The 19,835-nt window shown below is 50.9% G+C and carries 12 protein-coding genes, 4 tRNA genes and 5 pseudogenes; 12 read left to right on the top strand and 9 right to left on the bottom strand.

All coding sequences use genetic code 11. The annotated features are described in order from the left end of the window. Positions 1-135: 135 nt before the first annotated feature. The 4 genes and pseudogenes from ybeD to ABDK09_11550 all read left to right on the top strand — a co-directional run bounded on the left by ybeD (position 136) and on the right by ABDK09_11550 (position 2,716). Complete coding sequence (gene ybeD, locus ABDK09_11565; GenBank protein XAW90119.1) at positions 136-414, top strand: DUF493 family protein YbeD; 279 nt, start codon at positions 136-138, stop codon at positions 412-414. Between the two features lie 194 nt (positions 415-608). Then, a pseudogene (lipB, locus tag ABDK09_11560) lies at positions 609-1,272 on the top strand (lipoyl(octanoyl) transferase LipB). Further along, positions 1,269-2,234, top strand: a complete 966-nt coding sequence (gene lipA, locus ABDK09_11555; protein ID XAW90118.1) for a lipoyl synthase — start codon at positions 1,269-1,271, stop codon at positions 2,232-2,234. The pseudogene lipB and the gene lipA overlap by 4 nt, the downstream one beginning before the upstream one ends. 155 nt (positions 2,235-2,389) lie before the next feature. Then, the gene (locus ABDK09_11550) at positions 2,390-2,716 is read left to right on the top strand and encodes a hypothetical protein (protein ID XAW90117.1); all 327 of its coding nucleotides are present in this window, start codon (positions 2,390-2,392) and stop codon (positions 2,714-2,716) included. Between the two features lie 119 nt (positions 2,717-2,835). Here ABDK09_11550 and glyA read toward each other — a convergent pair. Then, positions 2,836-4,087 (bottom strand): annotated as a pseudogene (gene glyA / locus ABDK09_11545) (serine hydroxymethyltransferase). A gap of 428 nt (positions 4,088-4,515) precedes the next feature. Between glyA and ABDK09_11540 the strand changes: the two are divergent. Then, positions 4,516-5,115 carry a YitT family protein gene (locus tag ABDK09_11540; GenBank protein XAW90116.1) on the top strand — a complete coding sequence of 200 codons (600 nt, stop codon included), beginning with the start codon at positions 4,516-4,518 and terminating at the stop codon, positions 5,113-5,115. 92 nt (positions 5,116-5,207) lie between these two features. Here ABDK09_11540 and vexH read toward each other — a convergent pair. Together vexH and ABDK09_11530 are read right to left on the bottom strand one after the other, a co-directional pair. Further along, positions 5,208-8,323, bottom strand: a pseudogene (gene vexH, locus ABDK09_11535) (vibriobactin export RND transporter permease subunit VexH). Continuing rightward, the gene (locus ABDK09_11530; protein XAW90115.1) at positions 8,323-9,375 is read right to left on the bottom strand and encodes an efflux RND transporter periplasmic adaptor subunit; all 1,053 of its coding nucleotides are present in this window, start codon (positions 9,373-9,375) and stop codon (positions 8,323-8,325) included. The pseudogene vexH and the gene ABDK09_11530 overlap by 1 nt, the downstream one beginning before the upstream one ends. A 274-nt stretch (positions 9,376-9,649) precedes the next feature. Here ABDK09_11530 and ABDK09_11525 point away from each other — a divergent pair. The 4 genes from ABDK09_11525 (at position 9,650) to ABDK09_11510 (ending at position 10,242) form a co-directional block, all read left to right on the top strand. Next, positions 9,650-9,734, top strand: a tRNA-Tyr gene (locus ABDK09_11525). A gap of 85 nt (positions 9,735-9,819) precedes the next feature. Continuing rightward, a tRNA-Tyr gene (locus ABDK09_11520) sits at positions 9,820-9,904 on the top strand. An 84-nt stretch (positions 9,905-9,988) separates the two neighbouring features. Next, positions 9,989-10,073, top strand: a tRNA-Tyr gene (locus tag ABDK09_11515). Positions 10,074-10,157: 84 nt separating this feature from the next. Beyond that, positions 10,158-10,242, top strand: a tRNA-Tyr gene (locus tag ABDK09_11510). 146 nt (positions 10,243-10,388) lie between these two features. Here the strand turns inward: ABDK09_11510 and treC are convergent. The 4 genes and pseudogenes from treC to gmhB form a co-directional block, all read right to left on the bottom strand. After that, a pseudogene (treC, locus tag ABDK09_11505) lies at positions 10,389-12,072 on the bottom strand (alpha,alpha-phosphotrehalase). Between the two features lie 77 nt (positions 12,073-12,149). Then, positions 12,150-13,574, bottom strand: a complete 1,425-nt coding sequence (gene treB, locus ABDK09_11500; protein XAW90114.1) for a PTS trehalose transporter subunit IIBC — start codon at positions 13,572-13,574, stop codon at positions 12,150-12,152. A 342-nt stretch (positions 13,575-13,916) separates the two neighbouring features. Next, complete coding sequence (treR, locus tag ABDK09_11495) at positions 13,917-14,870, bottom strand: trehalose operon repressor TreR (GenBank protein ID XAW90113.1); 954 nt, start codon at positions 14,868-14,870, stop codon at positions 13,917-13,919. Positions 14,871-14,898: 28 nt separating this feature from the next. After that, on the bottom strand, positions 14,899-15,456 hold the full coding sequence (gene gmhB / locus ABDK09_11490) for a D-glycero-beta-D-manno-heptose 1,7-bisphosphate 7-phosphatase (protein ID XAW90112.1): 558 nt from the start codon (positions 15,454-15,456) through the stop codon (positions 14,899-14,901). A 335-nt stretch (positions 15,457-15,791) separates the two neighbouring features. Between gmhB and metN the strand changes: the two are divergent. From metN to ABDK09_11475, 3 genes and pseudogenes are all read left to right on the top strand, one after another. Beyond that, a pseudogene (gene metN, locus ABDK09_11485) lies at positions 15,792-16,827 on the top strand (methionine ABC transporter ATP-binding protein MetN). Continuing rightward, positions 16,817-17,494: a methionine ABC transporter permease gene (locus ABDK09_11480; protein XAW90111.1), complete on the top strand. Its 678-nt coding sequence runs from the start codon at positions 16,817-16,819 to the stop codon at positions 17,492-17,494. Before metN ends, ABDK09_11480 begins: the two are co-directional and overlap by 11 nt. Positions 17,495-17,572: 78 nt before the next feature. Next, positions 17,573-18,382, top strand: coding sequence for a MetQ/NlpA family lipoprotein (locus tag ABDK09_11475; protein ID XAW90110.1), 810 nt, complete (start codon positions 17,573-17,575; stop codon positions 18,380-18,382). Between the two features lie 126 nt (positions 18,383-18,508). On the opposite strand, the gene ABDK09_11470 is transcribed toward ABDK09_11475, so the two are convergent. Both ABDK09_11470 and syd read right to left on the bottom strand, forming a co-directional pair. Further along, complete coding sequence (locus tag ABDK09_11470) at positions 18,509-19,285, bottom strand: Zn-ribbon-containing protein (protein XAW90109.1); 777 nt, start codon at positions 19,283-19,285, stop codon at positions 18,509-18,511. A 3-nt stretch (positions 19,286-19,288) separates the two neighbouring features. Further along, positions 19,289-19,834: a SecY-interacting protein gene (gene syd, locus ABDK09_11465; GenBank protein XAW90108.1), complete on the bottom strand. Its 546-nt coding sequence runs from the start codon at positions 19,832-19,834 to the stop codon at positions 19,289-19,291. Position 19,835: the final 1 nt, after the last annotated feature.

Below are 19,835 nucleotides of genomic sequence, written 5' to 3'. Positions count from 1 at the left end.
CCGGCCGTGAGCCGCAAGGTGTAAACCTGTCAGACAAAGCCGCCAACAGGCGGCTTTTTTGCGTGACTTGAGATCGCTGTCAATAGACTGTACTATTCGACACCGTTATTGAATACCAAACTTGGAGTTTCCAATATGTTGACCATCAACTCTGATGCAAAATTGAAAGACCTGCTAGAGTTCCCATGCTCGTTTACTTACAAAGTGATGGGTCATGCGAAACCTGAGCTGCCAGAGCTTGTGTTGGAAGTTATTCAGCGCCATGCTCCAGGTGATTACAGCCCGCGCGTCAAACCAAGCGGTAAAGGTACCTATCACTCAGTGTCAGTGACTATCACCGCGACCTCAATTGAGCAGGTCGAAGTGCTGTACAAAGAGCTGGGCGATATCGAAATCGTACGCATGGTACTGTAAGCGGCTCAACCTGCATTTATTTGATATATTCAATTTTTTTTGAAAGCAGCCACTGGCTGCTTTTTGTTTATTTATCAATAAATTAAAATAGTTACATAAAATTCAGGGTCAAAAATAGTGCCTCGATCTGTAGTTAGAAACGCTGAACACGTTTATAATCCCAGCACTTTATATATCACTGACGGACTTCTATGATGGATAACCAGCTTGTTGTCAGACGATTAGGTCGACAGGATTACCATCCTGTTTGGCAGGCAATGCATGACTTTACCGATCAACGCGATGACAGCACCCGCGATGAAGTATGGCTTGTCGAACACAATCCGGTGTTCACCCAGGGTCAGGCCGGTAAAGCCGAACACCTTCTCAACACTGGTGACATTCCGGTTGTACAAAGTGATCGTGGCGGCCAGGTGACTTATCACGGTCCCGGCCAGATCGTCGCTTACTTCCTGATTAATCTGCGTCGTAAGAGCCTCGGAGTACGAGAAACTCGTCACTGATATTGAGAACCTCGTAATTAACACGTTAAAAGCTTACAATATCGACTCTGCCGCGCGCCCGGATGCACCTGGCGTTTATGTCGATGGTAAAAAAATCTGCTCACTCGGTCTTAGAATTCGTAAAGGCTGTTCGTTCCATGGTTTAGCGCTCAACGTCAACATGGACCTCTCTCCTTTTCAGCGTATCAACCCGTGCGGTTACCAAGGTATGCAAATGGTGCAAGTGAGCGATTTAGGCGGCCCGGAGAATATCGCGGACGTCGAGCAACAACTCATTACAGAACTCGTCAGCCTGTTTGGTTACGAACAAGTAGAATTCAGCACTGAAGCACCTGTCATAGGTAAGAAAGCATGAGCAAACCAATCCAAATGGAAAAAGGCGTAAAATACCGTGACGCCGACAAAATGGCATTAATTCCAGTTAAAAACATGCCTGCCGAGCAGAAAGAAATCCTGCGTAAACCGGAATGGATGAAAATCAAACTGCCTGCGGACAGTCAGCGTATTCAGGACATCAAGTCAGCAATGCGCAAAAATAATCTCCATTCTGTGTGTGAAGAAGCATCCTGCCCTAACCTGGCCGAATGTTTTAACCACGGTACTGCGACCTTTATGATCCTGGGTGCTATCTGTACCCGTCGTTGTCCATTCTGTGACGTTGCCCATGGCCGTCCTCTGACTCCGGATGCGCAAGAGCCACAGAAACTGGCTCAGACCATCAAGGATATGAAGCTGAAATACGTAGTGATCACCTCAGTTGACCGTGATGACCTGCGTGACGGTGGTGCTCAGCACTTCGCGGACTGTAACCGCGAGATCCGTGCTCTGAACCCTGAAATCCGCATTGAAACCCTGGTTCCTGACTTCCGTGGTCGTATGGATGTGGCGCTGGATCTGCTGAAAGATAACCCGCCAGATGTATTCAACCACAACCTGGAAACCGCACCGCGCCTGTACCGTAAAGCGCGCCCTGGTGCCAACTACAAATGGTCACTGGAACTGCTGCGTAAGTTCAAAGAAATGCACCCGGACGTTCCGACCAAATCTGGCCTAATGATGGGCCTTGGCGAAACCAAAGAAGAGATCGTCGAAGTTCTGAAAGATCTGCGTGCTCACGGTGTGACTATGCTGACTCTGGGTCAGTACCTGGCTCCGAGCCGTCACCACCTGCCGGTAGAACGCTACGTGCCGCCATCTGAGTTCGATGAACTGAAAGACATCGCACTGGAACTGGGCTTCACTCACGCGGCTTGTGGCCCGTTTGTTCGCTCGTCTTACCATGCGGATCTGCAAGCGAAAGGCATGGAAGTCAAATAATTTCCCGCCTCTGCTTTAAAAACCGGCTGAAACGCCGGTTTTTTTATATCTGTGTATCAGCCAGCAACCACAGTGCTTGAGATAAGCAGAGAAAATAGTCTACACTTTGCGCAAACATGCATATACGGACATCAGGTCCTGTAAGGATTACCAGAATGAAAAAACTGAGCCTGCTGGCTATGGTAGCAGTGGCGACAGCATCCGGCTGTGCGTCGAATACCACACAGGACAACTATCGCGAAGCCTCGTTTGAACTGTGCAACACAGAAGTGAACATCTACTCACTCAGTGACGACGGACGAGTACGGATTGTCTGCGCTGACGGCGCTAAATTCGCCCTGCAGCAAGAGAGTACACTGGAAACCATGCGCGATATTAATATCGACTACTGCGATGGTGAAGGGCTGGGTAAATTCAGCGAAAGCAACAGCTACTACCTGTTCAAATGCAAATCCGGCACTCTGCTGAGCATCGCTAAATAAGCAGAGCAGCACCAACGCGCGCTATGCGCCGCTAGCCACAATAAAAAAGGCCTGCATCATATGCAGGCCTTTAACGTTCATGTGCTCATTACGCGCTAGCGTAACTGACTAATCGATGCTTATGCGTAAACTGGCAGACGTTTACAGATTTCCAGAACTTTCTGTTTGGTTGCTTCGATCACAGACTCATCGTTGATGTTGTCCAGAACGTCACACATCCAGTCAGCCAGGTTCTTCGCATCTTGCTCAGTGAAACCACGACGAGTGATCGCCGGAGTACCAACACGGATACCAGAAGTTACGAACGGGCTGCGTGGGTCATTTGGCACTGAGTTTTTGTTTACAGTGATGTTTGCTGCACCCAGAACTGCATCCGCTTCTTTACCTGTGATGTTTTTATCAATCAGGTCAACCAGGAACAGGTGGTTTTCAGTACCGTTAGAAACGATCTTGTAACCACGCGCCTGGAACTGAGCAACCATCGCTTTAGCGTTTTGTACTACACGCTGCTGGTATGCTTTGAATTCAGGTTCCATCGCTTCTTTGAACGCGACTGCTTTACCAGCGATAACGTGCATCAGAGGACCACCCTGACCACCAGGGAATACCGCTGAGTTCAGCTTTTTGTACATCTCTTCACCAGCGTTTGACAGGATCAAACCGCCACGTGGGCCAGCCAGTGTTTTGTGAGTAGTCGTAGTCACAACGTGCGCGTGAGGGATTGGAGTCGGGTATACGCCCGCAGCAATCAGACCCGCTACGTGAGCCATATCGACAAACAGGTACGCATCGACTTTGTCTGCGATTTCACGCATGCGTTTCCAGTCAACGATTTGTGAGTAAGCAGAGAAGCCACCGATGATCATCTTCGGTTTGTGCTCCAGTGCCAACGCTTCCATTTCGTCGTAGTTGATTTGGCCGCTTTCGTCGATACCGTAAGGGATCACATTGTAGTGTTTACCAGAGAAGTTTACTGGTGAACCGTGAGTCAGGTGACCACCGTGTGCCAGGCTCATGCCCAGAAACTGTGTCGCCCGGATTCAGCAGAGCCATGTAAACTGCGCTGTTTGCCTGAGAGCCAGAGTGAGGCTGAACGTTCGCGTATTCACAGCCAAACAGCTGACACGCACGGTCGATAGCCAAAGATTCCGCTTTGTCGACGTACTCACAGCCGCCGTAGTAACGCTTGCCTGGGTAACCTTCAGCGTATTTGTTAGTCAGCTGAGAACCTTGAGCTTCCATTACACGCGGGCTGGTGTAGTTTTCTGAAGCGATTAGCTCGATGTGTTCCTCTTGGCGAAGAGTTTCTTCTTGGATTGCTGCGAATAGCTCCGCATCATAATCAGCGATATTCATATCACGCTTTAGCATCTGTATCTCCTGACTCAGATTGTACTGAAATTGGCAAAAAACTGCACAATGAACCCAACGCAAACGTTTTCGTCACTCTAATGGCGCGCATTCTACATAATTTGATCTGTTGCTTAAAGTCCAAATTGCAGAAAATATCATGCAGTTTTTTCATAATGACAGACGAAGTGTTCTATCTTCCCGCAAAGGAAGTGTTCCTGACTTCGGGTTAAGCCCCACCATAGCATAAAAAGCGTGCTCCAGAAGGAGTTCCGCCCTGCCACGTAGAGCCGCCTCACAGTCTGCTTCGTCTAAGTGTCAATTTTATGCTTTACACCCTGTAAAGCGTTAATTACATAGGTTTACCTCAAATTTCCCCGCCTCGCTACCGAAATGATCAGCTTTTCTTTACTATCCGGAGCATTATCGGCCACTAAAATTTAAAGTTGATGGAAAAACACACACGTAAAGAAGATTGGATCGCGATGCTGACCGGTACCTTCCTGGTTGCCCAGGGAGTATTCTTACTTCAGGCCGGTCAGTTATTAACCGGAGGCGCGGCCGGGCTGGCTTTATTACTCAGTCAAATCCTGCCGCTGTCGTTCGGCTGGCTGTTCTTTTTAATTAACAGCCCGTTTTATCTGCTGGCCTGGAAGCGTTTCGGCCACCAATTTGCGATTAACAGCGCGATTTGTGGAGCCCTGGTGTCAGTATTGACCGACCATCTTGCGCTGGTTATCAGCTTCAGCAATGCCGAGCCGGCATTTTGCGCACTGGCTGGCGGCGTACTGATGGGACTGGGGATGCTGATTCTGTTTCGTCATCGCGCCAGTATCGGCGGTTTTAACGTCCTGTGCCTGTACATCGAAGATAAATTTTCGATTCCGGTGGGCAAAAGTCAGATGGCAATTGACTGCGTGATCCTGGCGGTCTCGATTTTCTTCGTGCCGGGGCAGACCATCCTCATCTCCATTTTTGGCGCCGTGGTGCTCAACCTGGTGCTGGCAATGAATCATAAGCCCAAGCGCTATATCGTTACCTATCGTTAACGCCTTGGCGCACAAAGCAATGAGCCAGCATAACGCGGGCTCATTGCTGACACAATTACGGCTACCTTTTGCAAGGCTAACTCATCGCAAGATTACTCATGAGTTGAACGCGAGCGGACATCGTACCCCAGCTCGCGTTGCAGCTCGGCTTCCACATGACCAGGCGCTGCCGTTGAACGGGCAATTAACTGATACATCGCCGGTATCACAAACAGGGTCACCAGGGTTGAGAAACCCATGCCAAAGAAAATCACCGTACCCACCGACACCCGGCTCTCATAACCGGCACCGGTCGAGAGAATAAGCGGTATGGATCCAGCCAACGTGGTAAACGCCGTCATCAGGATCGGGCGTAAACGTCTTGCCGCCGCATCGACCACCGCTTTTTCGAAGGCCAGACCACGGTCACGCAGCTGGTTGGCAAACTCAACGATCAGAATACCGTTTTTGGTTACCATACCAATCAGCATGATCATGCCGATCTGGCTGTAGATGTTCATCCCCTGCCCCATCAGGTGAAGGCCGATAAAACCGCCAAACACCCCCATAGGCACGGTAAACATCACCACCAGCGGGTTGATAAAGCTTTCAAACTGCGCGGCCAGCACCAGATAAGCCACCAGCAAAGCCAGAGCAAACACCACCGCCACACTGGACTGGTTCTCTTTAAAATCTTTCGACTCACCGGAGTAGCTGATGGAGATATCGCTCGGCAGCTGCTTTATCGCCTGCTGGTCAAGAAAATCGAGCGCGTCACCCAAGGTATGTCCGTCCGCCAGGTTGGCCGTAATGGTGATTGATTTCTGCTTGTTATAGTGCGAGAGACGAATCGATGATGCCACTTCGTCGATTTTGGTGACCGTATCCAGTGTCACCAGATCACCGGATGAGGTACGCATATAGATTTGAGTCAGATCGGTCGCATTATTAAAGCTGTTTCTCATCACCACGCAGATAAACATCGTACTCCTGGCCTCGTTCAAGGAACGTAGTCACACTCTTACCACCCAGCATGACTTCCAGAGTATCGGAAATATCCTGCACACTAATGCCGAGTTCAGCCGCACGCTGGCGATCGACAGTCACCACCAGCTCAGGCGTTTTTTCCGAATAATCGGTATCAACCCCGGTCATCAAACCGGACTGACGCGCCTGCTCTTCCATCACGTCGGCCCATTTTTGTAACTCGGCGTAATCCGAGCCTCCGAGAACAAACTGGACCGGCTCGTTTGAGCCGCCGCGGAAACCGGGCATAAACGGGAACACCCGAACATCCGGAATACCGGCCAGTGTCTGACGCACCAGGCCTAACCCATTCTGAGCCGTCACACTACGCTCTTTCCAGTCTTCCAGAATCATGATGACAAAACCGGTCTGGTCGCCGGCATTACCGCCAAACGCCGGGGACTGAATGCTGAATGACTTGAGAAACCCCTGCCCGAGCATCGGCATCAGACGCTCTTCGACCAAATCCATGTTGGCCGCCATGCGGTTGTAACTGGTCGCATCCGCGCCGCGCACAAACGCAAAAATCACCCCGCGATCTTCCGATGGCGTCAATTGAGCCGGCACCATTTGATTCAAGCCATAGCTACCACCGATACAGGCCAGAATCACCAAAGGAGCGGCCCACTTCAGATTCAGGGCATGCGCCAGCCAGGCGCGATAACCTGACTCAAGTTTGCTGAACAGATGATCGACCGCACGGTTAAAACGGTTAGATTTCACATTGGCGCGCAGAATTTTACTGCCCAGAACCGGCGTCAGGGTCAGAGCAATCAAAGAGGAGAAAATCACCGACATCGCCAGCAGCACCGAAAACTCGGTAAACAGCAGGCCGACCATGCCATCCATAAACGAAATCGGCAAAAACACCATCACCAGCACCATGGTCGTCGCGATCACCGCGAATCCCACTTCACGCGCTCCTTTGAAAGCGGCCAGCAAGGGCTTCTCGCCCTGTTCAATATGGTGGTAGATGTTCTCCATCACCACTATCGCGTCATCCACCACCAGACCAATCGACAGGATCAGCGCCATCAAAGTGATCAGGTTGATAGAAAAACCGAAATAGTAAGCGGCAATAAATGAGGAGATCAGTGACACAGGCACCGTTACTGCCGGGATTAACGTCGCGCGCGACTGACCAATAAAAATGTACAGCACCAGAATCACCAGTGCGCCGGTAATAAACAGGGTGTTGAACACTTCTTCAATCGAACGGTCGATAAACACGGTCGAGTCATAGTCTATCGCCAGGCGGGTCCCTTCCGGCAGAAACTGCTGAATGTTAGCCACCGCAGCATGGACCCGGTCCGCGACGTCGAGCGGATTAGCATCAGACTGAGGAACGATGCCCATACTGACGTTCACTACGCCATCGCTCTTAAAGGTCGAGTTTTCGTTCTCGGCGCCAATAAATACATCGGCGACATCACGCAGATAAATCGGGCTGCGTCCGCTGGCATGCTTGACCACCAGATCCTGAAAGTCTTCGGGTTTCTGGTAACTACGCGCAGTACGCACCGACATCACGGTCGAGTCATTGCGCACTTCACCACCCGGACTCTCAAGGTTTTCTCGGTTTAGTGCATCGGCAATATCAGACGTGGTAACACCCCGCCCCGCCATCAGCTCAGGCTTAAGGCGCACGTACATCACCTTGTACAAACCGCCGGACACATCGACCGAAACTCACTCCGGAGATCAGACTGAAACGGTCAATCAGAACCCGGTCGATATAATCGGTCAGCTGAGTACGGTCCATCACTGTCGAACTGAGGTTAATGTAAACCGAGGCTTCGCCGGAGCCGTTATTCTTAAACACTTCCGGGTCATCGGCCGAATCCGGTAACCAGCGCTGAGCACGGGCCACCGCATCACGCACATCACTGATGCCGGTATTGAGGTCATAACCGAGCTCAAATGTCACCGTAATTCGAGACATGCTGTTCCGGGTAATCGAGGTGATTTCATCGATCCCGCTGATGCCCGCCAACTGGTCTTCCAGCACGGAAGTAATCTGGTTTTCGATGATGGTCGCCGAAGCGCCTTCATAACGGGTTGAAATCGACACCACCGGACTTTCAATATCCGGCATCTCACGCACCGCGAGTTTGGAAAAGGAGACCATACCGAACACGCACAGCAGCATGCTCAGTACGACCGCCGCAACCGGCCTTTTTACCGAGACATCAGACAGCCACATTACTGTTCACCCTCTTGTGTCACCGGTTGACCGGAGGCATCCACTTCAGTAATGGTCGCACCATCTCGCATGTTGACGATGCCCTGCACCACAATATGCTGGCCAATATCGAGACCATCATCAATCACCACTTCATTCTCGATTCGCGCGCCGAGGTGTACTTCACGCCGGCTGACGATGTTGTCGTCACCGACCACATACACATAACGCTTCGTACCTGAGTATTCGAGCGCCTGGACCGGAATGATCGGGGCATTGATCGGAGCAAAATCGAGTTGGGCCGACAACAACATGCCAGGTTTGAGCAAGCCTTGCGGATTAGCGAAGTGAATCCGGACCCGCAGGTTAAGCGTTTCCTGATTGATGCGCGAATCGATCGCTACTACGTGGCCTTCAAACATCTCACCCGGCCAGGCATTGGTGCGCCCGAGCACTTTCATGCCTTTCTGTAACTTGGAGAGGTAACGCTCCGGCACCTGTAAATCAAGCTGCATCAGAGCAAGGTTATCCAGAGTCAGCAGCTCTTCGCCGGCACTGACCAGTTTACCGCGGCTGAAATCGATAAAGCCCACCGTGCCGCTAAACGGCGCGGTAATACGCAGATCTTGCAGATTGGCCTGGGCAGCATTGAGACGCGCCTGGGCGATTTCGACGCTGGCACGCTGGGCGTCAATTTCGGTCTGGGTAATAGCATTGCGCTTCACCAGTCGCTCAAACTCGCGCAGTTTACGCTGCTCATCACGCAGATACGCCGCCGCTTCGGTCACCGCGGCACGCGCTTTATCATCATTAAACTGGACCAGCAGCTGATCTTTTTTGACCTGCTGATTGGCTTTCACCGCGATAACATCGACTTTACCGGTCACTTCCGGGGCAATATCGACCGATTGATCCGCTTTTAGCTTGCCGACCAGTGACAGTGATTGAGAAACCGGGTGTGACTCTACGCTTTCAATCACCACAGGTATAGCGCGCGACGCGCCGAAGGCCGACAACGGCTGAACAGCAAGGGCAGTAAGTAGGGCAACAAATAGACGAGTTGTTTTTTTCATAATAATGATCGATATATTGAATCTTATTATATTGTAACCGCTAATCTTTTTTTTAACGTCAACTAACGTAAAGATAGATAGTAAAACTGTAAGCAATCCGCGCCAAAATGCTGTTTTATTAGCTTCTTTGACGAAAAAGCCAGCATTCAATTCAAAAACATAAAAAAAGGGTTTACAGAGAGAGCGAGTTTGATAATATGCGCTCCGCACTTGAGCGACGAGTTGGGAAAACGTCAATTAAGCTTATTCCGACAGAGAATAAGAAAAACACCCTGGAGGGGTTCCCGAGTGGCCAAAGGGAGCAGACTGTAAATCTGCCGGCTCCGCCTTCGATGGTTCGAATCCGTCCCCCTCCACCATATTCTTCTCGTAAGAGAAACACTTGATTGATGCGTTGGGAAAACTTCAGTCAAGCTTATTCTGATAAAGAATAAGAAAACCCCTGGAGGGGTTCCCGAGTGGCCAAAGGGAGCAGACTGTAAATCTGCCGGCTCCGCCTTCGATGGTTCGAATCCGTCCCCCTCCACCATATTTCTCTTTAAGAGAAACCCCTTGTTTGATGCGTTGGGAAAACGTCATTCAAGCTTATTCTGTGAAGAATAAGACAACCCCTGGAGGGGTTCCCGAGTGGCCAAAGGGAGCAGACTGTAAATCTGCCGGCTCCGCCTTCGATGGTTCGAATCCGTCCCCCTCCACCATATTTCTCTTTAAGAGAAACCCCTTGTTTGATGCGTTGGGAAAACGTCATTCAAGCTTGTTCTGTGAAGAATAAGACAACCCCCGGAGGGGTTCCCGAGTGGCCAAAGGGAGCAGACTGTAAATCTGCCGGCTCCGCCTTCGATGGTTCGAATCCGTCCCCCTCCACCATATACAGAAAGCCAGCTCATTGAGCTGGCTTTTTTGTTTTCAGATACAGCTTTGTTTTCAACCATAGCTTTGCTTTCAACTACAGCGCGCCGAATCAGGCATCCGGCAACAGGATGCCTTTTATTTTACTTACTCAGAAACATACGCTACTCAAGCAAAATCACCCGGCTTTCATAGGGGCGCAGAGTCTGCAGCTGAGTGACCTTTTGCTGCTCCAGATACGCATAATTGCCCAACAAATAGCGCGCGCGCTCTAAATTCAGCGTATCGGCCAATTCACACTGCACCTCATCGGCATAATAGTTGTTTAGACAAATCAGGGTTTGCGTCGACGAGCGGCGCTGATAGGCAAAAATAGTCGGATGATCAGGTAGTAAATCCTGGTAATCGCCGCTGGTGATCACATCAACCTGCTTTCGCAGTTCAATCAGGCGCTGGTAGAAATAAAACACCGAGTCCGGATCCGCCAACGCTTGTTCGGCGTTAACCGACGGATAATTGAATGCGACATCCAGCCAAGGATTGCCCTGAGTAAAGCCAGCGTTAGGTGCATCGCGCCACTGCATCGGCGTGCGTGAATTATCCCGCGATTTCTGCGCCAGAATGGCCATCATCTCCTGATGGGAAGTCTCTCCGCGTCGTACCATCAGTTCATACATATTGATACTTTCCACATCGCGGTATTGCTCCAGGCTGGTATATCCCGGGTTGGTCATGCCAATCTCTTCACCCTGATAAATATAAGGCGTGCCCTGCATCATATGAATGGACGCTGCCAGCATTTTAGCGGCTTCAACCCGGTACTGACCATTATCACCAAAGCGGCTGACCACCCGTGGCTGATCATGGTTACACCAGAACAGCGCACCCCAGCCTTGCCCGTTCAGTCCGCACTGCCAGTGATTAAAAATCTGTTTGAGCTGCACAAAGTCAAACGGTGCACAGGTCCATTTATTGCCATCCGGATAATCAACTTTAAGATGATGGAAATTAAACACCATAGATAACTCGCGACCATCGAGTGCTGAATACTGCTGGCAATGCTCTAAATTAGTCGACGACATCTCGCCCACGGTGACACTGCCATAACGCTGAAACACATCGCGGCTGATCTCCTGCAAATACTCGTGCACGCGCGGCCCGTCGGTATAGAACCGCCGTCCGTCACCGCGCTCATCATCAAGAAAGTCCTGCTGTTTGGAGATAAGGTTAATCACATCGAGCCGGAAGCCATCAACCCCTTTTTGAGCCCAGAAACCGATCACCGCTTTGACTTCCTCACGGACCGCCGGATTTTCCCAGTTGAGGTCGGCCTGTTCGGTCGCAAACAGGTGCAGATAATATTCATTGGTCGCTTCATCCAGCGCCCACGCACTGCCACCGAATTTTGACTGCCAGTTGTTCGGTTCACGCCCTTGTCGTGGCGTTTTCCAGATGTAGTAATCACGATACGGACTGGATTTGTCGCCCAATGCAGACTGAAACCAAGCATGCTCGGTCGAGGTATGATTGACAACAATATCCATGATGATACGAATACCGCGCTGGTGAGCCTGCGCCAGCAACTGATCAAAGTCCTGCATCGTGCCGAAACTGCGGGTTAATGGCGTAGTAATCGGAAATATCATAGCCGTTATCCACCATAGGTGACTGATAGACCGGCGTCAGCCAGATGGCATCAATGCCCAGCAACTGCAGATAATCGAGCTTACTGATAATGCCGCGCAGATCGCCGGTTCCCTTGGCGCCACTGTCACAAAAGCTTTTCGGATAGATTTGATAAATCGTGGCGGTTTTCCACCACTCAGCATCGCCCTTATTGCTTGTCATACTCTTAACTCACTTACCTGAAAAATTAAAAAATCCGCTATCAGGCAGAGCGATAACGACCACTCTGCCTGAGTCACTTATGCCTGCGCCACGGTCAGCTCGCCTTTGGCTTTAGCGCGCTTGTACATCAGCAGAGTCAGCGCCACGGGCACAGCTATCGCAATTAACATCGCCAGTAAAAATACCATCCAGTACTGCGGCTGAATCGACAAAATACCTGGCAAGCCACCGACACCAATGCCGTTTGCCATTACCCCAAAACTGCCACACACCGCAGCTGCCAACGCACTGCCAATCATGGCGCACAACATCGGGAACTTGTATTTGAGGTTAATCCCGTACATGGCCGGCTCAGTGACGCCAAGATAAGCAGAGATCGCTGCCGGCACAGAAATATCCCGCTCGCCCTCTTTCTTGCTGATCAGTATAATGCCGACTACCGCCGAGGCCTGGGCAATATTTGACAGTGCAATCAAAGGCCAGATAGGCGTACCGCCGAGATCCTGCATGAGCTGTAAATCGACCGCGTTAGTGGTGTGGTGAATACCGGTGATCACCAGCGGCGCATACAAAAAACCAAACAGCATCGAGCCGATAACCGCAAAATCGCCGGTCATCGCCGCTTTGGCTGCGATACCTACCCCGTCACCAAGCATGCGCCCAAACGGACCAATGATGGCGTGGGCCAGCAGTACAGACAGGATGATAGAAACAAACGGCACCACGACCAGATAGAGATAGGCCGGGACAATACGCTTGAGGTTAGTTTCAATCAAAGCCAGCACCACACCGGCCAGAATGGCCGGAATCACCTGCGCCTGATAACCAACTTTATCAATCACAAACCAGCCAAAATCCCAGGCTTCCGGCACCTGCTTACCAATCAGATAGGCGTTCATCAGCTGCGGTGAAACCAGGGTTATCCCGAGCGTGATGCCCAGAATCGGTGTGCCGCCGAGTTTTTTCACCGTTGACCAACAGACCCCGACCGGCAGGAAGAAGAAAATAGCCTCACCGATCAGCCACAGGAAAGAGTGGACACTGGCCCAGAACTGACTGATTTCGACCAGAGTTTTGCCGTCAAACATGCGGATGTCGCCAATCACATTCCGAAAGCCAAGAATCAGACCACCGGTAATGATAGCCGGTAGCAAAGGCACAAAGATTTCCGCCAGATGAGAGATACCGCGCTCCAGCATGTTCATGTTCTGTCGCGCCGCCAGCTTGGCCTCATCTTTGGATGCTTCGCTCTGGCCACTCAGTTGCAGCAGTAGTTTATAGACCTGGTCAACCTCGGTCCCGATGACCACCTGAAACTGACCGGCATTGGTAAAGCAGCCTTTGACCATGCTCAGCGCTTCCAGCTGCTTACTGTCTGCTTTCGCCGGTTCATTAAGCACAAAACGCAGCCGGGTCAGGCAGTGCGTAACACTCGCAATATTCTCTTTGCCACCGACCAGCTCGATAAGACGCGCAACGTCTTGTGTCGCTATCTTACTCATATCCTCGTCCACCTTATTGGTTAAGTTCTTTTATCGTAATCAGGTTCTTTTATAATAGTTCAATTGCATATGGGAACATTCCCATAACTAATAACAAGGATAGTGACACAGCCAGACCAAAAGCATAATGGGACTGTTCCCATTAATTGAAAAAGATCACATCCGGGGTAAAAGTCTCGCGTAAAAAAGCGATCAGGATCAGATCAAGAATGCCACTTGGCAGGTAAGTGTAGTGCGGATAGTGGTTGTGACCGCTGTGTGCCGGGCAGACTTAGCAGAGTTGAGCGGATGCAAAATGAAAGCGGCCGATGCTGCACGGTCCGAGGGGAATCACACCGCCCGTCAGGCGATCGTTGCCGGAGCCTGAGTGAGATGAACACATTGGCTGATATCACCACGCAAGTGCTGAATCAGGAGCTGAGCGGCCTGCTCTCCCGCCTGACGATAGCCGGGATCAACGCTGTACACATTCGGAAACAGAAATGACAGCAGTTCATTGCCCCCTACTCCGGTCACCGCCACCTCTTCACGTTGACACTCCTGCAGACGTTTAATAACGCCCATGGCAATGCTGTCGCTGGCACAGACAATCGCTTGGGTCTCGGCGGTGAGCACTCTATCCACCAGCTGATAGGCGCTGTGATGGTTAAGTTGTCCGGTCTGGTAATTAGGCTCATACCCCTTGGTCTGACACCAGTCGAGATAAGTATTAAGACGCAATGCTCCGGTGGTCTTATCGCTCGGATCGACACCAATATAAGCAATCCGGCTGAACTGCTGCTGCTCAAGATGAGCCAGCGCCGCACGAATCACGCCCGCGTTATCATAATTAATCGACGAGACGCTTTGCGAGTCCATCGCAATCACAACCGCACGGTTTTGCCACGGACTCAGGCTGTTCATATCCAGTCCGGTAAAACCAAACACGATCACCCCGTCAACGTTGCGCTTGGCCAGTACATCGAGATGTTCACTTGTTTTCGCGCGGTCGAACTGGCTTTCCATGATCACGACATCGTAGCCATGCTGATAAAGTAGCGGCAGCATACTGCTGACCGAGCGGTTTTCTGAAGGCGAGTCGAGGCGGGAAATAATCACACCCACCACTTTCTGCCGTCCGCCACGCATCGACTGGGCGGACTTGGAAGGCACATAACCGTGTTCGGCAATCACCTGCTCTACTCTGGCACGGGTTTCCGGTTTCACTTTCGGATCCTGAGTCAGGACCCGTGACACCGTCGATTTACCGACACCAGACAGTTTGGCAATATCCAGAATAGTGAGCTTTTTACTCATGGCAGGTCAAATGCAGCAAACCGGCTTATCAGCCGCGTGACTGCAGATAGTCAGGCACGTTACTCAGGCTATCCAGCACCGCATCCGCCAGCGCTTCGCCTTGCTCGGTGACCGGTTTGCCGGTACGCACCAGGATCTTGGTACCCACACCTGCGGCAGCGGCCGCCATTAAGTCTTCGGCTTTATCACCCACCATGACCGAGTTCGCCATGTCGATTTTGAGAAAATCACGCGCCGAGATGAACATCCCCGGTTTTGGCTTACGGCAGTCACAGTCTTCTTTATATTTACCTACGCCATGTTCAGCGTGATGCGGACAATAATAGATGCCATCAAACTCGACGCCGTTGTCGACGAAGTTCCAGTCCATCCACTGCGTCAGCGACAGAAAACGATCTTCGCTGAACTTGCCGCGGGCAATCCCCGACTGGTTGGTGACCAGCACCAACATGTAACCCATCGCCTGGAGCTTTTTCGTCGCTTCGAACACACCATCGATAAATTCAAAATCGTGCTCATCATGCACGTAACCATGGTCAACGTTAATCACGCCATCACGATCTAAAAACACAGCAGGTTTTGCCAAAATATTGCTCTCAAATAAGGTAGATAACTGGTTTTGATTATACCCGAGTCAATCCAAGATGCGAGTTTGATTGCACGGCCAGACACAGGCAGGGTCAGTAGCACGCTAAACTGACATATGCGCCTTATTTCTTTCCTTACTAATTAATCACTTTCCTGTATTGAGAATTGGCCCATTTAGACGTCTAGACGTCAAAATATCGATTGACTTGATTGTCGATAAACCATAGCATCGTCTCCCCAGTGAGAGAGAGTTCAAAATTTTATACTGTTAATCACGGAAGGGCTCAGGATTATGAGCGTCGTCCGGTTCAGTATCCCTGCACAGGTTTAAACATGATTGAAATTAGTCACGTAAATAAAGTGTTCTATCAAGGTGATAAGGAAATTCATGCCTTGAAGGACATCAATCTTAAAATCGCACAAGGCACAATCTTCGGTGTTATCGGTTCTTCAGGTGCAGGGAAAAGTACTCTGATCCGTTGTGTCAACATGTTGGAAACTCCAACCGACGGCAGCGTGATCGTCGACGGTGTCGATCTGACTAAACTGAATTCAAAACAGCTGTCTGAAACCCGCCGTAATATCGGCATGATTTTTCAGCACTTCAATCTGCTGTCATCACGCACTGTGTTTGGCAACATCTCCCTGCCGCTTGAACTGGCAGGCAAAGATGAGCAGTACATCGAGCGTAAAGTCTCTGAACTGCTGAAACTGGTTGGTCTGGCAGATAAACGTGATACCTACCCGGCTAACCTGAGTGGTGGTCAGAAGCAACGTGTGGCGATTGCCCGAGCCCTGGCTTCCGATCCTAAAGTGCTGCTGTGTGACGAAGCGACCAGTGCATTGGATCCGGCCACCACCCAGTCGATTCTGGAGCTGCTGAAAGAGATTAACCGCAAACTGAACATCACCATGTTGCTGATCACACACGAAATGGACGTGGTAAAAAGCATCTGTCACGAAGTCGCAATCATCGGTGGCGGTGAACTGGTTGAGAAAGGCAGTGTTGGTGACATCTTCGCCCACGCTAAAACCGAACTGGCGAACAAATTTATCCGCTCAACGCTGGATCTGTCGATCCCGGACGATTACCAGGCACGCCTGAATGAGCAGCGCGTCGCAGGCAGCAGTCCGCTGGTTCGCCTTGAGTTCACCGGTGCGACTGTCGATGCACCACTGATGTCACAAATCGCGCGTAAATATAATATTGATGTCAGCATTCTGAGTTCAGACATCGATTATGCCGGCGGCGTTAAGTTCGGCATGATGGTAGCTGAGATTTTCGGCACCGAAGCCGACAGCATTGCAGCAATGCAATACCTTCGCGATCACAAAGTAAAAGTAGAGGTTTCTTGGTTATGTCCTTTGATGTTGTAAGCAGCTGGTTGTCACTCAACGGTGATCTTCTCCTAACTGCAACCTGGGAAACCGTCTACATGGTCGCCGTAGCAGGTATCGTCGGTTTTGTATTTGGTATTCCTCTGGGTGTGATTCTGCACACCAGCAAGAAAGGCGGATTACTGGAAAACCCACGCCTGAACAAGGTATTGGGTGCTATTGTTAATATCGGTCGTTCGGTACCTTTCCTGGTACTGATGGTTGCAATCATTCCTGTGACCAAAATTATTGTCGGCACCTTTATCGGTACCACAGCCGCTATCGTTCCGCTGACTATCGGTGCTATCCCGTTTGTCGCGCGTCTGATTGAAGGCGCGCTGCTGGAAGTACCAAGCGGTCTGGTTGAAGCGGCTCAGTCAATGGGTGCAACTCCGATGCAGATCATCAGCAAAGTGCTGCTGCCGGAAGCGATGCCAACCATCATCAACTCTATCACCATTACGCTGGTGACTCTGGTCAGCTACTCAGCGATGGCCGGTACTGTTGGTGGCGGTGGTCTGGGTGACGTCGCAATCCGTTACGGCTTCCACCGTTACGACATCTCAGTGATGACAGTGACCGTAGTGATGCTGATTGTGCTGGTACAAATTATTCAATCGGTCGGTGACAATCTGGTACGCCGCGTCGATCACAGATAAACCGTTCTTTTCGTAGACACAACATAGTTACGTTAACAAACACAGATACGTTAAAAAGTTTATAACAAGGAGAATATTATGAAATTTAACCTTAAAGGTTTACTGGCTATCGCTGCGGCTGCATCAGCGCTGGTTCTGGCTGGTTGTGGTGATAAAGCCGTAGACAACAGCAAAGTAAAAATCGGTGTTATCGCCGGTGCTGAAGCTCAGGTTGCTGAAGTTGCTGCTAAAGTTGCCAAACAGAAATACGACCTGGATGTAGAACTGGTCACGTTCACTGACTACGTAACACCAAACGCGGCTCTGGATGACGGTTCTATCGACGCTAACGCATTCCAGCACAAACCATACCTGGACAAGCAGATTGCTGACCGTGGTTACAAACTGGCAATCGTAGGCAACACTTTTGTATACCCAATCGCAGCCTACTCAAAGCAAATCACTTCAGTTGACCAACTGCAGGAAGGCGCACGTATCGCAGTACCAAACGATCCAACTAACCTGGGCCGTTCTCTGATCCTGCTTGAGCAACAAGGTCTGATCAAGCTACGTGAAGGTGCTGGTCTGGAAGCGACTGTACGTGACATCGCTGAAAACCCGAAAAACTTCCGTATCGTTGAACTGGAAGCGCCTCAGCTGCCACGCTCACTGGACGACGTTGAACTGGCGATCATCAACAGCACATTCGCAAGCTCAATCGGCCTGACACCAGAAAAAGACGGCGTGTTCGTAGAAGATAAAGAATCTCCATACGTAAACCTGCTGGTTGCTCGTCAAGACAACGTGAATGCTGAAAACGTACAGAACTTCCTGAAAGCTTACCAGACTGAAGAAGTAGACAAAGCAGCTTCTGAAATCTTCAACGGTGGCTCAGTAAAAGGCTGGTAATTACTGCCTAGCGGTACACAGTACACTGAACCCACAAAAAAGGTTGGCCACTGGCCAACCTTTTTTATTGCGTGCAAATTTATTGCGTGCAAACGCTGCTGCTGCCAACAGATTGCCTGGCCCTGACTATTTCAGGTGATCCCAGGAAATATTGGAGACAATCCGGCAGCTGTCGCATTTAAAGTGAAAAATATCATGCAGCGGCTCTTCAAGCAGCCACTCAGCACCACACTTAGGACAAGGGCGCGCCTTCTCCTCAGCCAAACTGCTGCCACCGACCCGGTACTGGTAATAGTAAGTCGGTACCTTAGTCAGAAACTCGATCCGGCCGCGCAGATCCCAGCCACGACGGAACAGATCGCTGTCGGCATCGCAGATTTCATGCAGTGCGGCAAACTCCGCTTTGCAGCCACCCGCCATCTGGATTTCATCACACGCCTGCCACTCGGTCTGCCATTTGATCACCGCTTTGTGGTCACCGTTCAAGGTTGGTTCATTACGATAAAGCGGGATCGGCAGCAGACTCTCGCCGCTGCGCAGCGGTGAACAGGTATGCACGTAAGTGGTATACAGCACCTGCCAGCTCGGCGTTTCCTCTTCGGCTGCCTGCTCTGAATTGATGTCGCGCCCCAGCAGGCGCACTTTCGGTGCCAGCAGGCTGGCTTCAGCCAGACGACCGATACACACCTTAACAAAATCCGAATGATTTTTCGGGTGCAGACTCTCCTGCTCCGGACACACGGCGCGGACAAAAAATTCGCCGTCTCCCAGCACCATTGGGAATTCACGCCCCAGCACCTGACCGTTGTAGCGCAGCGCGTCCATCAGACCATTCACGGCCTTATCGACGGCACTGATGGTGGTGTTATCAAAGCATTCAAACTGAAGTTCAACCACAAACATAACTTACACCGCCGGCTCTAACTGGGTTAAAAACTCTGCCACATCACAGCTCAATACCCGGCGCTTATCCGTGCCCAGCGTTTCCAGAATCACCTGGCCGGTCAGATTACAGATAGAGATCACGTCCATCTCATCCTCTGTAGTCGCGATAAACACGGTCGGTTTCTGTTTCAGACGACGCTGCATCACCAGATGTCCCAGGATATTCTCCTGCAGACGGGAAAAATCCTCATCGCTCCAGACCTGAAGCAGCGTCAGCGCTTCACCTCGCCAGGTCGCCGGCATATCGGCGGCAAACTGTGAACCGTAAAAATGGCCAATATCTTCATGTAAGGTCAGTTCCATGCCACGCTCGACATTCGCCAGATCAACCGGCGTCTCACGCTCGACCGGTTGCCACTCGACGCCACCGACCAGAGTGCGCACCACACACTCAGAAGCCAGACCAAGCAGCTCCTCGTTGTAGGGCAGACTCTGATGCTTGTGCTGCACTGCATCAAGATAGCGTTGACTGAATGAGAATAAAGCCCGGGCCACGGAATGTGCCATG

This window comes from Vibrio sp. CDRSL-10 TSBA (assembly GCA_039696685.1).
Classification (GTDB): domain Bacteria; phylum Pseudomonadota; class Gammaproteobacteria; order Enterobacterales; family Vibrionaceae; genus Vibrio.
This window is presented reverse-complemented; position numbering and strand designations above follow the sequence as displayed.

What these genes read in the sequence shown, in the direction of transcription:
- ybeD (XAW90119.1), top strand. Translation starts at nt 136, where the DNA reads ATGTTGACCATCAACTCTGATGCAAAATTGAAAGACCTGCTAGAGTTC.
- lipA (XAW90118.1), top strand. Translation starts at nt 1,269, where the DNA reads ATGAGCAAACCAATCCAAATGGAAAAAGGCGTAAAATACCGTGACGCC.
- ABDK09_11550 (XAW90117.1), top strand. Translation starts at nt 2,390, where the DNA reads ATGAAAAAACTGAGCCTGCTGGCTATGGTAGCAGTGGCGACAGCATCC.
- ABDK09_11540 (XAW90116.1), top strand. Translation starts at nt 4,516, where the DNA reads ATGGAAAAACACACACGTAAAGAAGATTGGATCGCGATGCTGACCGGT.
- ABDK09_11530 (XAW90115.1), bottom strand. Translation starts at nt 9,375, where the DNA reads ATGAAAAAAACAACTCGTCTATTTGTTGCCCTACTTACTGCCCTTGCT.
- treB (XAW90114.1), bottom strand. Translation starts at nt 13,574, where the DNA reads ATGAGTAAGATAGCGACACAAGACGTTGCGCGTCTTATCGAGCTGGTC.
- treR (XAW90113.1), bottom strand. Translation starts at nt 14,870, where the DNA reads ATGAGTAAAAAGCTCACTATTCTGGATATTGCCAAACTGTCTGGTGTC.
- ABDK09_11480 (XAW90111.1), top strand. Translation starts at nt 16,817, where the DNA reads ATGTCCTTTGATGTTGTAAGCAGCTGGTTGTCACTCAACGGTGATCTT.
- ABDK09_11475 (XAW90110.1), top strand. Translation starts at nt 17,573, where the DNA reads ATGAAATTTAACCTTAAAGGTTTACTGGCTATCGCTGCGGCTGCATCA.
- ABDK09_11470 (XAW90109.1), bottom strand. Translation starts at nt 19,285, where the DNA reads ATGTTTGTGGTTGAACTTCAGTTTGAATGCTTTGATAACACCACCATC.
- syd (XAW90108.1), bottom strand. Translation starts at nt 19,834, where the DNA reads ATGGCACATTCCGTGGCCCGGGCTTTATTCTCATTCAGTCAACGCTAT.